Annotated in this window: 12 protein-coding genes and 1 pseudogene; 11 read left to right on the top strand and 2 right to left on the bottom strand. The window is 30.0% G+C overall.

The window, feature by feature from the left end:
* Positions 1-4 precede the first annotated feature (4 nt).
* The 10 genes and pseudogenes from fliR to bcCo53_RS01325 all read left to right on the top strand — a co-directional run bounded on the left by fliR (position 5) and on the right by bcCo53_RS01325 (position 10778).
* Complete coding sequence (gene fliR / locus bcCo53_RS01370; protein ID WP_025407932.1) at positions 5-793, top strand: flagellar biosynthetic protein FliR; 789 nt, start codon at positions 5-7, stop codon at positions 791-793.
* Complete coding sequence (flhB, locus tag bcCo53_RS01365; protein ID WP_025407931.1) at positions 790-1911, top strand: flagellar biosynthesis protein FlhB; 1122 nt, start codon at positions 790-792, stop codon at positions 1909-1911. Before fliR ends, flhB begins: the two co-directional genes overlap by 4 nt.
* 8 nt (positions 1912-1919) lie before the next feature.
* Positions 1920-4010 (top strand): flagellar biosynthesis protein FlhA, encoded by a 2091-nt coding sequence (gene flhA, locus bcCo53_RS01360; protein ID WP_155806470.1) that lies wholly within the window; start codon positions 1920-1922, stop codon positions 4008-4010.
* Positions 4011-4014: 4 nt separating this feature from the next.
* Positions 4015-5181 (top strand): flagellar biosynthesis GTPase FlhF, encoded by a 1167-nt coding sequence (flhF, locus tag bcCo53_RS01355; RefSeq protein ID WP_025407929.1) that lies wholly within the window; start codon positions 4015-4017, stop codon positions 5179-5181.
* 12 nt (positions 5182-5193) lie between these two features.
* On the top strand, positions 5194-6081 hold the full coding sequence (locus bcCo53_RS01350; RefSeq protein ID WP_025407928.1) for a MinD/ParA family protein: 888 nt from the start codon (positions 5194-5196) through the stop codon (positions 6079-6081).
* Positions 6082-6086: 5 nt separating this feature from the next.
* Positions 6087-6548 (top strand): hypothetical protein, encoded by a 462-nt coding sequence (locus bcCo53_RS01345; RefSeq protein ID WP_025407927.1) that lies wholly within the window; start codon positions 6087-6089, stop codon positions 6546-6548.
* A gap of 2 nt (positions 6549-6550) precedes the next feature.
* Positions 6551-8437 (top strand): FapA family protein, encoded by a 1887-nt coding sequence (locus bcCo53_RS01340; RefSeq protein WP_025407926.1) that lies wholly within the window; start codon positions 6551-6553, stop codon positions 8435-8437.
* A 21-nt stretch (positions 8438-8458) separates the two neighbouring features.
* Entirely contained in the window at positions 8459-8770 is a 312-nt protein-coding gene (locus bcCo53_RS01335; protein WP_025407925.1) for a hypothetical protein, read from the top strand.
* A 23-nt stretch (positions 8771-8793) separates the two neighbouring features.
* Positions 8794-9349: pseudogene (locus bcCo53_RS01330) on the top strand (hypothetical protein).
* Positions 9291-10778: an Hsp70 family protein gene (locus tag bcCo53_RS01325; protein WP_025407924.1), complete on the top strand. Its 1488-nt coding sequence runs from the start codon at positions 9291-9293 to the stop codon at positions 10776-10778. The pseudogene bcCo53_RS01330 and the gene bcCo53_RS01325 overlap by 59 nt, the downstream one beginning before the upstream one ends.
* Positions 10779-10847: 69 nt before the next feature.
* On the opposite strand, the gene lepB is transcribed toward bcCo53_RS01325, so the two are convergent.
* On the bottom strand, positions 10848-11351 hold the full coding sequence (lepB, locus tag bcCo53_RS01320) for a signal peptidase I (protein WP_028328365.1): 504 nt from the start codon (positions 11349-11351) through the stop codon (positions 10848-10850).
* Positions 11352-11425: 74 nt separating this feature from the next.
* On the opposite strand from lepB, the gene bcCo53_RS01315 reads away from it, so the two are divergent.
* Entirely contained in the window at positions 11426-12682 is a 1257-nt protein-coding gene (locus bcCo53_RS01315) for a peptidoglycan DD-metalloendopeptidase family protein (RefSeq protein ID WP_025407922.1), read from the top strand.
* 3 nt (positions 12683-12685) lie between these two features.
* On the opposite strand, the gene bcCo53_RS01310 is transcribed toward bcCo53_RS01315, so the two are convergent.
* Complete coding sequence (locus tag bcCo53_RS01310) at positions 12686-14068, bottom strand: tetratricopeptide repeat protein (RefSeq protein ID WP_028328366.1); 1383 nt, start codon at positions 14066-14068, stop codon at positions 12686-12688.
* Positions 14069-14175 lie beyond the last annotated feature (107 nt).

Raw genomic sequence — 14175 nt, 5'->3', positions numbered from 1 at the left:
ACATATGAATATGAATTTTTTGATTTTAAAATCTTTTGTGGTCTTGCCTGTATTTGTTAGGATTTTTCTCTTTCTAAAATTTTCTCCTTTTTTTAGAACTATAAGAATGGGGTATTTAAATTTTTTCTTTTCTTTAATTCTATCTATTATTGTTGTAGACAAAATCAATGTTTCCTATCCTTTAGATAATTTGATTGCTTTTACATTAATATTGGCAGGAGAAGCTATTTTAGGCCTTATCCAAGCTTTTTTTGTAAGCATAATTTTTAATGTGTTTCATTTGCTTGGATTTTTTTTCTCAAATCAGATGGGGCTTGCTTATGCAAATATTTTTGATGTTTTTGCAGAAGAGGATAATTTGGTAATATCCCAAATATTTACTTATCTTTTTTTGCTTTTATTTTTATCAAATGGTATTTTGTTGAGTTTCTTTATGATTGGAGTGCATGATTCTGTTTTGAATGTTAGAGTTGAAAATATGGTCAATATAAAAAATTATGAATTTATTAAGTTAATTTTTTATTCTTTTGCTATTCTTTTTGAAAAAGCTTTAGTCATTTCTCTTCCAATATTGGGAGTACTTTTACTTTTATATTTGATTTTGGGTATACTTTCAAAGACTTCTCCTCAGATTAATTTATTAATGATTAGTTTTGCAGTTTCGTTGGGGTTAGGATTAATTATTTTGTATATCTGTTTTCCAAGTTTGGTTATGGCTGTTAGGAGGGTAATTGAACTTGCTTTAGAATCTATGAGTAGTGCTTTAAATTTATTTTCTGAGACCTTAGAATGAATGCTAGCAATGAGTTTTTAAGTAAAAGTTGGTATATACCTCTTAATTTTTTTGCTTCAGAAGATGATGGTAAAACTGAGCTTCCTACTGAGAAGAAGAAACAGCAAGCAAGAGAAGAGGGGCAGGTATTAAAATCAATTGAAATTAATTCAGCAGTTACTCTGTTCATATTATTTGCTGTATTTTTTTTTATGTTATCTTATTTTGCTTACGAATTAATGGGTATTTTTAGGTTGCAAGCTTCTAAGCTTCCAGAAATAATGTTAATTAGTATCCATTCATTGGCTTTTGCGTATATTAGATCGATATTTGGATATATAGTTGTATTTTTTTTGATATCATTTATAGTAAGTTTTTTAGTTAATGTTGTGCAAGTTGGCTTTTTGATAACCTTTAAACCTATAGTTCCTAAGTGGTATAAAGTAAATCCAAATTTTTCAAGATGGATTAAAAATTCGTTTGGTTCATTGGACGCTTTTTTTAATTTATTTAAAAGTTTGTCAAAAGTTGCTATAATATCTTTTATATATTATATAATGCTAAAAAGCAATATAGGTAAAATCTCAAGAATGTCTGAATATAGTCTTGAAGATGGCATTTCTGTTATATTAAGTCTTGCTTACAGGATATGTTTTTTCTCAATACTAGTATTGCTGGTTATTAGTATAGTGGATTATCTTTTTCAAAGGACTCGTTATATTGAAAATTTGAAAATGACGAAAGAAGAAGTAAAGCAAGAGAGAAAAGAAATGGAAGGGGATCCTCTGCTTCGTTCTAGAATGAGAGAGCGAATGAGAGAGATTTTAAATTCTAATTTAAAAGTAACGGTTCCTCAAGCGGATGTGGTAATTACGAATCCAGAACATTTTGCTGTTGCTATTAAATGGGATAGTAATATTATGTTAGCACCAATGGTGCTTGCTAAAGGTCAAGATGAAATTGCATTTGTAATTAAACAAATTGCAAGGGAAAATAATATCCCTGTGATGGAAAATAAGCCACTTGCAAGAGATCTTTATGCTAATGTTGATGTTAATGAAGAAATCCCAAGAGAATATTGGGAGATTGTCTCTAAAATTCTTGTGAGGGTATATTCTATTGCTAAAAAATTTAATTAGGGGTTAAGTTGTTGGATGCAAGAAAAAATTCTGTGTTAGGATATTTTGGACTTAATAACAAAGCAGACTTAATAGTTTCGGTCGGCTTAATACTTATTGTTGCTAGTTTTATTTTGCCGCTTCCTGCATTTATTTTGGATGCTTTGATTGCAGTTAATTTGGTGGTTAGTCTTTTAATTATTCTTATTGTTTTGTATTCTAAGCGCTCACTGGATTTTTCAGTTTTTCCAACACTTTTACTTGTTATGACTATTTTTGGTCTTGTTTTAAATATTTCTTCTACTAGATTAATTTTGACAAAAGGAATAAATTTCGATGGTCAAATGATAAGAGCCTTTGGAACATTTGTTGTTGGGAGTTCTGGGACGGAGGGTCTCTTTGTTGGGTTTATAATATTTCTTATTATAATTGCAGTTCAGTTTATTGTTATCACTAAGGGTGCTACAAGAGTTGCTGAGGTGGCTGCTCGTTTTGCTCTTGATGCGCTTCCTGGAAAACAAATGGCTATTGATTCTGCATATAGTTCTGGAAATTTAACTGAAGAGGAAGCTACAAAGCAGAAAAATGACTTGCAGTCTGAGGTAAATTTTTATGGTGCTATGGATGGTGCTTCTAAATTTGTTTCGGGAAATGTAAAGGTTGGATTTTTAATAACGATTATAAATATTCTTGGAGGACTTATCGTAGGGATTACTCTTCAAGGGCTTAATGTTAACGATGCGATTAATAATTATGTTTCTTTGACTGTTGGGGATGGACTTGTTTCTCAGCTCCCAGCGTTATTAATTTCAACAGCAACAGGACTTATTGTGACTAGATCAATATCAAAAAATAGTTTTGGAGGAGAGATTATTGAACAATTTACTTCCTATTCAGGAGTTTATTGGATTGTATCTGGGTTTTTGTTATTTTTGGCCTTTCTTCCAGGATTTCCTACATTTATACTCATTCTTTTAAGTGTGTTGATAGCATTCTTGGCTTATGCACTCTCTAACTTAGCTAGAAATAGAGAATTTCATGAGAAGCAAAAAGCAGAAGAGCAAATATTAAGTTATGCTGATAAAGAAATTGCCCCTGTAGTTCCGCTAGATCCATTGTCTTTAGAGATTGGATATAATCTTGTTCCGATAGTTGATGATTCAAAAACTTCAGAACTTCTTGATCGTATTGTAAAGATACGTCGTGAGGTTGCTCTTGAATTTGGGATAGTTGTACCTAAAATTAGAATAGTGGATAACATGAGACTTGCACCAAATGAGTATTCATTTAAGCTTAGGGGAGTGGAGATTGGGCATGGGGAAATTAAGTTAGGTAAGTTTTTAGTTATAAACGTAGGTTCTGATTCTGGTATTAAAGGTGAGCTTACAAAAGATCCTTCATTTGGACTTCCGTCTCTTTGGGTAAATGATAATGAGAGGGAAGTTGCTGAAAAATTAGGTTATACCGTAGTTGATCCCCCTTCAATTATTGCTACTCATATGACTGAACTTATTAAGAGGCATGCTTATGAGATTTTGACGCGTCAAGATGTTCAAAATATTCTTGATATTTTTAAAAAGGATTATGGTGCTATTGTTGAAGAAGTTTTAAAGGACTTTTCAGTGGGAGAAATTCAAAGAGTATTACAAGGTCTTTTAAGAGAGCAAGTTTCAATACGTAATTTGGTTACAATTTTTGAAACAATAGCAGACTTTACAAGTGTTACTAAAGATATATTCTTTTTAATTGAAAAGTGTAGACAAGCAATTGGAAGGCAAATAGTTAGTGGGTATTTAGATTCTAATTTAGAACTTAATGTAATAACCATAAAGCCAGAATTTGAGCAAAAAATAATTGATTCACGATTTGAGGCCAATAACGATCTTGTAAGTTCCCTTGAACCAAATTTAAAAACTAAATTTATTTATGAACTTTTTAGACTTGTAAATGAAGTTCAATCACAAGGATATTATCCTGTTATATTGTCAAGTGAATCTGCACGACCTGTAATAAGGGTCTTAATCAGTAGAGAACTTTCAGATATTGTTGTCATATCCGTTTTAGAGGTCCCTAAAAATGTTAAAGTTAATGTGCTTAAAACAGTAGAGGTTGAAGAGTAGTATTATGGTACAGTATTTTACAGAAAGAGGTCCTACCTATAATGAGGTCATAGAAAGCGTTAAGAGAAAGTATGGAAAAAATGCTAGGGTTATGACTTATAAGACAATAGCTCATGGGGGAATATTTGGTTTATTTAGTAGAGATTGGATTGAAGTTTCAGGTTATGTTAGATATGATATTGGGCAACAGCAAATAAATGTTGAAGAGGAAAAGCGCAAGATTCTTCAAAGCATTAAAAAAGAAGAGAGTTCTTCAATTGAAGATGTAATTAAGGAAGTTAAATCCCTTAAAAACGAACTTGCACATAAAAAGGAAGAAATTAATCATCCAACTATTTTAAAAATAGAAGATATTTTACGTAGTAATGATTTTTCTGAAAGTTATATTAGAGATATTAATAATTTTATTAAGAGAGAATTTAGTTTATCAGATCTTGATGATTATGAGAAAGTTAAGGATAGTGTTATAGTCTATATTGCTAAGACTATTAAATGTTCAGGATCTCTTATCGATAATCTTAAAAAAAGAATCTTTATTTTAGTTGGGCCAACGGGTGTTGGGAAAACTACCACTATTGCAAAACTTGCAGCAATTTATGGAATTAATAGTGATGATAAGAGCTTAAATATTAAGATTATTACCATTGATAACTATCGTATAGGAGCTAAAAAACAAATTCAAACATATGGTGATATTATGGGCATTCCTGTTAAGGCAATTGAATCTTTTAAAGATTTAAAAGAAGAAATTACGCAATCAAAAGATTTTGATCTTGTCCTTATTGATACGATTGGTAAAAGTCCTAAAGATTTTATGAAACTTGCTGAGATGAAGGAACTTCTTAATGCCTGTGGTCGTGATGCTGAATTTCATTTAGCTGTGAGCTCTACTACAAAGACAGCAGACATTAAAGAAATATTTCATCAATTTTCTCCCTTTAGCTATAAGACCGTAATTTTTACAAAATTAGATGAGACAACATGTGTTGGCAATTTAATAAGTTTAATTCATGAAATGAGAAAGGAAGTTTCTTATGTTACTGATGGGCAAATTGTCCCTCATAATATTAGCATTGCAGAACCTCTTACTTTTATTAAAAAGATAAATGGATATAGAATAAATGATGATGTTGAATTTATTCGAAAGCTCAAAAGTAAATCTTATTATTAAGGATAATGTATGATGGAAGATCAGGCCCAAAGTTTACGTGATATTATGAGATTGAATAATAGAGCTAGTTTCGTTATTGATGATAAAATCCAAAATAATAGAACAAGATTTATCGCTGTTACTAGTGGTAAGGGTGGAGTTGGAAAGAGTAATATTGCTGTGGGTCTTGCTATTAAATATGCAAATCTTGGTAAGAAAGTTTTAGTTTTTGATGCAGATATTGGTATGGCTAACATCAATATTTTGCTTGGAGTCATTCCTAAGTACAGTATTTATCATATGATTATGCAAGGACGAGGTATTAAGGAGGTAATAACAAAGACAGAATATAATATTGACCTTCTAGCTGGTGCTTCTGGGACAACGGAGCTTTTAGATTTATCAGAGTCTGAAATGAATCAGTTTATAAAGGAGTTATTGAAAGTTTATGAATATGATATAGTTATAATAGATACCAGCGCTGGAATTTCAAGGCAAGTTATTTCGTTTTTATTTTCTAGTGATGACGTAGTTATTGTTACAACTCCAGAACCTACCTCTATAACTGATGCTTATGGTATCATTAAGGTTTTATCTCATAAAATGGAAAATTTAAAAAATTTAAGGCTAGTTGTCAATAGGGTGGCTAATATAAGTGAAGGTAAGGTCGTGGCTAAAAAAGTTGTTGATATTTCAAGTCAGTTTTTAAATTTAAATATTGATTATTTGGGGTATATTTATGAAGATCAAAATATTAGAAATTCTGTTTTTAAACAAAGACCTTTTATTTTATTAAATCCTAATAGCAAGGCTAGCTATTGTCTTGATTTTATTGTGGCTGCTCTTGAAGAAATTACTCTTGACAATAGAAAAAGAAGAGGTGTGATAGGTTTTATATCTAAATTTTTTGGCATGGAATAGATAATATGTTGTTTAATAAGAAAAGCAATTATGTTTTGTTGTTTAGTTCATTTGCATTTATTATTGCGTTTATTCTTGGAATTTTTGCTCGTGTGCCTTTTATTACAGTATTGTTTAGAGCGTTATTTCAGTTTATATTTTTTTTCTGTATTGGGCTTTTGCTTGAATTTATATATAAGAAATATTTGTATGATCTTTTTAAAGATGATAGCTTGAACGATAATACAAGCAAGGGTATTGATGAAGATTTTAAGCCTGAATCCGATAATATGAACTTTTATTCTGAAAATATTGATATGAATGATAATGACAATTATAGCCTTGCAAAAGAATTGAATAAATATGATGCAACTATTAAAGAGAATAAGTTTAATGGTAAATTATCAGAGCAAATTTCGCATGTTGGGAATACTGATCCTAAGATTGTTGCTGAGGCTATTAAGACTTTGATTAATAAAAAGGAATAATTATGGCTAATATCAGCGATTTTTCCGAATTGAGGAATAAAATTAAAAATTATCTAGATCGAGAAAATAATGTTAGTTTAATAGAGGTGGAAGCAGATACGCTTGAGGAAGCTTTACATGATGCGTCTTTAGAATTAGCAATGTCCTATAAAGACTTAAATTATGAGGTTTTAGTGCGTGGAAATAATGGGTTTTTTGGATATGGTAAGAGAAAATGGAAGATTGTTGCTTATAGGCATTCTTATTTCAAGTTTGGCGATACTGATATTTTAAGTTCACAAAGTGGTGCTGAAGAAATTGAGTCTTTAGATGGAAAATTTTTTATCAGGAAGACTGCCAAGGGAGTATTTTTAAAGGTTACCCCTGCTCAGGGAGATGGGAATGTTGTTAAGCTTAGAGATGTAATGGATAAATTTGCCTCATATAGTAACATCAAAGATTTGGATGAAAATTTTGTTATATCAGTCATTGAGAATGCTAATGGTAAGTATGAACAAGTGTCTGCTTTTGAGGCGGATCTTGCCGAGAGTGTAACTATGATGGTTCATATATCAGAAGATTCAATGTCAGTGACTATTGAGTTTACTGTTCCTGGTCCTAATGGTGCTGAGGTTTTAGAAAAAGATATTTATAGTATTCTTAAAAAATATGGAATATCAGAGCGAGCATTCCTTAAGGATAGGATAAAAGAATTTGTGGATTCTCCACTTTATGGTGAACCAATTGAGATGGCAAGAGGAGCAAATCCTGTTAAGGGCAAAGATGCTTATATTGATTTTATTGCTAAGAGTAAGTATGGTGTTGTAGATAATGAGCTTAGAAATGTCAATAGAGGAGATGAATTGGCAGAAATTATTCCCTTATCAGAGGGTATTGATGGGTATACTGTTTTTGGAAAAATATTAAAAGCAGAGCGAGGTCGAGAATTGGATTTGGTTTTGGGAGATAATACTTTTAGAGAAGGAAATAAGATTTTTGCAAGATGTGATGGATATATATCTATTGTAAATGGTATTATTTCTGTACATGATGTTTATATTGTTGAGGGTGATGTTGGACCTGCTACTGGAAATATAATAAATAATGGTATGGTTCTTGTGAAGGGCAGTATTTTAGATGGATATAATGTTATGGCTAAGAGTGGGATAGAGGTAAATGGGCTTGTTGGTAGATGTAATTTACAAACGGATGGTTCTATTGTTCTTCGTAGTGGAGCTAATGGAAAGGGTGGTTCAGAGATTTGTGCAAAGAAGTTTATTAAATCCAAGTTTTTAGAAAATGTTAATGTACGATGTGAAGGTGATGTTGAAGTTGTAAGAGGAATTGTCAATTCTTTTGTTTCTTGTACGAAGAAAGTTCTCTGTATTGGAAAAAAATCTAAGATAGTTGGTTCTGATGTTCGTGCAAGAGAAGCGGTTAGAGCATATTCTATTGGATCTGAGGGTAATGCTGAGACTTTTATTTGTGTTGGATATGATCCTGAAATAAAAGTTTTACTATCTAAATTTACAGAGTATCTTGTGAAGATTGAAAAACGGTTGGAAGTTGTAATAAAGGATATTTCTGCCTTAAATAAGAACATTCAACTTACTGTTGATAAAGCTGAGAAATCTTTAAAAATTGATAGTTGTAATGAGCTTATGAATGAGAGAGATATTTTAATTTTGGAAATAAAGATGGTAAAAGATAAGCAAGAAAGCTTACAAGATTTGCTTGAAGATAGTAAGACTGATGGCAAAATTTTTGTTGAGTATATGGCTTATGCTGGGGTGAAGTTAAATATTAAAGATGCTTATTATGAGCTTCCAAGAGATTATCATAATATAACCTTTGTAGAGGATGACAACATTATTAAAATGTTAGCTTATGTTCCTTTTGAATCTAAATAGGTTATTTTTAGGAGAATCCTTATGGATATTAATAGTTTATCTGAGGTCGTAAAGATAGTTACACAGGGTGCTTTTAAGGCTAGTGAAATTTCAAATGAAGATTTGAGGAAGAAAAAGATAAGGGAAAATAAGAGTCGGAGTTTAAATCAAAACAAGGGTTATCATGTTGATTCTGAGATAAATAGCATATATCCGACTGATGATATCATGCATGAGAATCTTAATTTTATTACAATGTCAAAGGTTAAGGCGTCTCAGAGAGATGTATCTGGAATATATGATATTAATTTTCATGATCCAAAACTTGGGAAAAATGTTGATATTGAGCGATAGTTTAGGTATATAGGACATTCGGTATGTTTGTTGTTTTTTGTTTTATTTTGATTATATTTGTTTTTATATATTTTCATATCTATATTAGTTTGAAGATAAAATCTAATAGTATACTTAAGAAATTTAGGAGTGAGGTAGATAAAACTATTATTGAAATTAATCAAGCTACTGATAGAAATATAAATATCATTGAAATAAAAATTGAGAGCTTAAATAGGATTATTAAGGAAGTTGATGAGAGGATAGAGATACTTGATCAAAGATTATTAGGGTTTAATGCTCATTCAATTTCAATGGGGAATAATAATTTTGGCGCGAGAGGTGATAGTGGTACTTATAGGGGTAATTTAGAGTATTCGATACCTACTATTGAAAAAAATATAATTAAGGAAGGGTATAATATTCGCCAGCAAGTTATTTCGCTTTATGAGCAAGGCATGTCTTTAGAAGTTATTGCTAAAAAATTAAAATTGGATTTGGGTGAGATCGAATTGATTGTTTCAATTCATAGGGGTAGTTGATGAAAAAATGGATAGGCATAGATCTTGGAACCACAAATACTGTAGCATCTTGTTTTGATGCTAGTTCTAGAGTGCTCTTAAATGATAGGGGCGAGAGAATTACCCCATCTGTTGTGTCTTTTACAGATTCTGGTGTTATTGTTGGTAGTGCTGCTAGACATCAGATATTGGTAAATCCAGATAGAACTTTTTATAATTTTAAAGTTAATATAGGTACAAATGTCTATTATGAAGTAGATAATAATAAATATAGAGCTGAGGATATTGCTTCTTATTTACTTTCAAATGTGAAGATGAATGCTGAAAAATTTTTAGGTACTGAGGTTTATGATGTTGTAATAACTGTTCCTGCTTATTTTTCTGAGATTCAAAGAAGAGGTGTTGTAGAGGTTGCAAATCTTGCAGGATTGAAATGTAGGGCAATACTTAATGAACCAACAGCTGCTGCTTTGTCTTATGCTTTTGAAAGACAGATAGATGGATTATTTCTGGTTTATGATCTTGGTGGTGGAACTTTTGATGTTACTCTTTTAGAAAAACAAAATGATACTTATACTGTTCTTGCAAGTAAAGGCGAAAATAAACTTGGCGGTAATGATTTTAATGAAATTATAGAAAAGCATGTTTTGAACAGTTTTAAAGAAGAATATCCTGAGATTAATTTAGACGATATTGTTATTATTGAACAAATAAGAGATAGGATTGAAGAAGCTAAAAAAAATTTATCTATTATGGATGAGGTTAATATTGTATTACCTTTTCTTGATGGTAAGCATTTGAATTATAAACTTACAAGAGATGATTTTAATTCTATGATTAAGGAATTTATAGATAAAACTATTAGTCTTACAAATGAATGTATTGCGGATTCAGGTGTTGAGCTTGAACGTATTTCAAAAATAATACTTTCAGGAGGTTCAACAAGAATTCCTTTAGTTAAAGATAGATTGAAGGAAACTTTTCCTAAAATTGAAGTGTTGGATTTTTTAAATCAAGATGAGGTTGTTGCAAATGGTGCGGGCATTCATGCTTTTAGTCTTTCAAATAATAGTTCTCTTATTGACTTTAAAGATGTAACACCTTATTCTCTTGGGATTGAAACTTGTAATGATGGATTTTTTACATTAATTAAGAGAAATACTTTATTGCCAGTTTGTGAACGCAAAATATTTACAACAACTAATGATTATCAGGAAGAGATTGAAATACATGTGCTTCAAGGTGAATACAAGAAGGCATCTTTAAATTATTCTATAGGTAGGTTCTTTTTTAGTAATATACAAAGAGCTTTAAAAGGAGTTCCAAAGATAGAGATACTGTTTAATTTGGATGAGAGTGGTCTTTTAAGTATTGCTGCAAAAGATTTAGATACTAATACTTCTAAATCAATTCAAATGAGAATGACTAGTGCTTCTTTTGATAGTAGTGTTCGAAATGAAGGTGCCCTTTATTCATTAGAAGAAATTAGTCCAGGTGATGTGTTATAAGACACAGGATTGAATTGACTTAAACATTTATTTAAATTGAGGTATTAATTTTTATTGTTTTAAAGCTTTTTATAAGCAGTATATTATTTTTCCAAGGATATCGTTGATATTTATAAATCCATATTCTCTTGAATCAAGGGATACTTGTCTATTTTCTCCTATTACTAGATAATGATTCTTTGGGATGTATATATTGTTTAATTTTTTTAGATGTTCTTTATCTATATTAAATTTTAAATCATGTATGGATATTACGTTTTGTGGTAATTTTGTAAATTTTTCTCCTGGGATGGCAAAAATTTTTTTAACGGATGTTTTTCTTGTGATGGGGTCTTTAATAAGTACCATTTCATTTTTTTTTGGTGCTCCCCATAACACAATATATGTGTCTTTACTGTTTAGTCTTATCCCATAAGCTAATTTATTATTAATCAACCAATGTTTTTCTAAAATTATTGGTAGCATTGAAGAACCTTTGACTAAATGGAAAGACAGAGATACTTTGATTATTGTTAACATTAGTAGTAAGGCCAGTATCATGGGTATTAATATTTGCTTATGAGTATTGATCATTTTGCGAGTTTCCACTTGAGAATTTTTAGCAAATTGCAATTTCTTTGAATGTATAGTGTATAATAGGTCATATTATGATTATACCAAAAAAGGATCAGAATGTATTAAAGAGAAACAGAAATTTTTTGTTTGGTAGAGCAATTAAAAGTGATTTTCAATTGAGAGATTTTGGTAAGGTTCGTAACTTTTGTAAGAGAAAACGGAAGAATGCTTTTCGTTTTATAAATATTGCAAAAAGTTTTTTTGATATAGTTAAATTATTGTTTTTGATTATCTTTGGTAGGGTGGTCGGTATTAATGATTATAAATATCGATATTCTTATGATAAGGTGCGACTTAAAATTATTAATACTTTCGATTTTAATCCAACTTATAGCTTTATTTTTAGGTTTAATGCAATAATTTTTGTTTTAGTATTAGTTTTCTATTTAAATATTTTTTCGTATTATGGTTCTTACATATTTCTAAGTAAGTTGAGTTTTCCTAAAGATTATTTTATTGATACTTTTTTATATTATAGTGATCAAGATTTAAGTCAGATTAATAATCATCTATTTGGGGTAGATACAAACAATTATGAGGCGACAACTGTAAGGAAGCCTTTTGTTTTAAAGGTAGTTCAACATAAAATTAATCCTGGTGAAACATTGTCTCATATTGCGGCCAGATATAATATAACTAGTGAAACTTTAATTTCTTATAATGGTATTCAAGATGTAAGGAGCATTAGGCCTAATCTTGTTATTAATGTGCCTAACATGAAAGGAGTGCTTTATACCGTTGAGAAGAATGATTCTCTCTCATCAATTGCCAAGAAATATAAAATTCCCAAAGTAGATATTCTTGATGCTAATAATCTTGATAATGAAGTTTTATATTTAGGTCAAAAGTTGTTTATTCCAGGTGGAAGAATGGCTAAAGAATTACTTAGAAATGCTTTAGGAGAGACTTTTTTATTTCCAACTCAAGGGGTTATTACTTCAGGTTATGGTTATCGTCCTGATCCTTTTACAAAGATTATTAGTTTTCACAATGGGATTGACATTGCAAATGCGGCTAATACACCCATTGTTGCAACAAAGGAGGGTGTTGTGGTAACGGTTGGATTTAGTGTTGGAGGGTATGGAAAATATATTGTCATTTCTCATAATAATGGTTTTCAAACTCTTTATGCTCATTTAGGTTCTTTTGCGGTTAAGGTTGGACAAAGGGTTTCAAGAGGGCAAATAATAGGGCGTATGGGAAGTACGGGATATAGCACTGGTAATCATTTACATTTTACCATTTTTAAAAATGGTAAAACGGGAAATCCTATGAAATATCTCAAGTAATGCCTATATATACTTTGATACATCTAATGTTTTTAATATTTGCATTAGTTTTTTTCCTTCTATTAGATCAATTAACCTACCTTCGATGATTTGTTTTGCTTTATCAGAGAATGTGGCTGGCGCAATACAGAGTCCTTTTAATTTGCTTTCTTTGGTTTTTGCAATAAAGTCTTTTAGGAATAATTCTCCAAAGTTCTTTTGGTCTGTTCTTACAAATCGGACTATTAAATTTTCTTCCCATTGATTGTTTGATAGTTGAAAGTTCATGTCTATAAATTGTAAATTTATTTCATTTATCTTTTTGTCTCTTACTTGAAATTTATTTTTATATATTTGAAGGATAATTGCGCTAGCTAAGCTATCAAATTTTTCTTTTGGACTTTTAAGATATATTCTTAATGCTAAATTTTCATTCAGTCTCTTGCTGAATTCTAGTTTTTCAGCGATTTTTTGATAGTGTGGATCAATTCTTTCAACTTGAGTAAACGCTTCTGTTGCTTTTTTGTAATTCTCATGTTCTATATATAACTCTCCTAGTTTGTAAAAGAGTTTAAGTAACGTTTTTTTAGGTAAGTCCGGTTTGATTTTCATCATTTCTCTAATGTTATCTTCTAATTTTGCTAAATTGTGATTTTTTGAATTTATCTCAGATTCAATTAAAAGAGCTTCGTATATCATGCCATTTTTGTTTCTTATTTTGTTTGCAATTTCAAATGCAGGTCGGTCCTGGTTTAATTGAGATAAGGATTGGGCATATGCTAATAAAGCATCTATATCATTTTGTATATATTTCCTTATGTTATTAAATATTCCGACAGCTTTAGTATAGTTTCCTGTATGAAATAGTGCTATTCCTATGTATTTTAAAGCCTCTTCATTATCCTTATCAATTTTATATATTTTTGTGAGATAGTGGAGCGCTTCTTTGTAATGTCCATTTCTTAAGAAGGCTATTCCAAGATAGTAATTCACGTCTATATCGTTTTTTTTCATGATGTATGCTTTTTTAAGAAATCCTAATGCTTCTACATTAAAATTTCTCTCAAGATTATAAAAACCGTAACTTAAGAAAGCCTTAAAAGAATCTATTTTTTGATTTGTGGGATTTTCTTCCACAAGTTGGCATAATTTTCTGGCATATTTAATTCCATTTTCAAAGTCTTTATTGGAATAATAATAATTGTTTAAAGTTTGTAAAGCATTTATTTCATTTGGATTTGTTTTTAGTATATTCTCAGCTTTTTCTGTGAATTTTTTTGTTTTACTTAATGTTTTTTTTTGTTTTTGTTTGTTTTTTATTTTTGTGTTTGATATTGCAATTTTGGAGAACAAGAATATCAAAGCAGATATTAAGATTGAGGAAAGTATGATGAATAATGGTAACATTCTAATTTCTCCTAAAGATCATATTTAGTAATATTATATAAAATAATAGCTCATAGTCTTTAAATATTTTTATGTTAAATAAAAGATTACTTATAAGTTGAATATAA

The organism is Borrelia coriaceae (genome assembly GCF_023035295.1).
Classification (GTDB): domain Bacteria; phylum Spirochaetota; class Spirochaetia; order Borreliales; family Borreliaceae; genus Borrelia; species Borrelia coriaceae.
This window is presented reverse-complemented; position numbering and strand designations above follow the sequence as displayed.

What these genes read in the sequence shown, in the direction of transcription:
- bcCo53_RS01340 (WP_025407926.1), top strand. Translation starts at nt 6,551, where the DNA reads ATGGCTAATATCAGCGATTTTTCCGAATTGAGGAATAAAATTAAAAAT.
- bcCo53_RS01315 (WP_025407922.1), top strand. Translation starts at nt 11,426, where the DNA reads ATGATTATACCAAAAAAGGATCAGAATGTATTAAAGAGAAACAGAAAT.
- bcCo53_RS01345 (WP_025407927.1), top strand. Translation starts at nt 6,087, where the DNA reads ATGTTGTTTAATAAGAAAAGCAATTATGTTTTGTTGTTTAGTTCATTT.
- lepB (WP_028328365.1), bottom strand. Translation starts at nt 11,351, where the DNA reads ATGATCAATACTCATAAGCAAATATTAATACCCATGATACTGGCCTTA.
- bcCo53_RS01335 (WP_025407925.1), top strand. Translation starts at nt 8,459, where the DNA reads ATGGATATTAATAGTTTATCTGAGGTCGTAAAGATAGTTACACAGGGT.
- bcCo53_RS01325 (WP_025407924.1), top strand. Translation starts at nt 9,291, where the DNA reads ATGAAAAAATGGATAGGCATAGATCTTGGAACCACAAATACTGTAGCA.
- flhF (WP_025407929.1), top strand. Translation starts at nt 4,015, where the DNA reads ATGGTACAGTATTTTACAGAAAGAGGTCCTACCTATAATGAGGTCATA.
- flhB (WP_025407931.1), top strand. Translation starts at nt 790, where the DNA reads ATGAATGCTAGCAATGAGTTTTTAAGTAAAAGTTGGTATATACCTCTT.
- bcCo53_RS01310 (WP_028328366.1), bottom strand. Translation starts at nt 14,068, where the DNA reads ATGTTACCATTATTCATCATACTTTCCTCAATCTTAATATCTGCTTTG.
- fliR (WP_025407932.1), top strand. Translation starts at nt 5, where the DNA reads ATGAATATGAATTTTTTGATTTTAAAATCTTTTGTGGTCTTGCCTGTA.
- bcCo53_RS01350 (WP_025407928.1), top strand. Translation starts at nt 5,194, where the DNA reads ATGGAAGATCAGGCCCAAAGTTTACGTGATATTATGAGATTGAATAAT.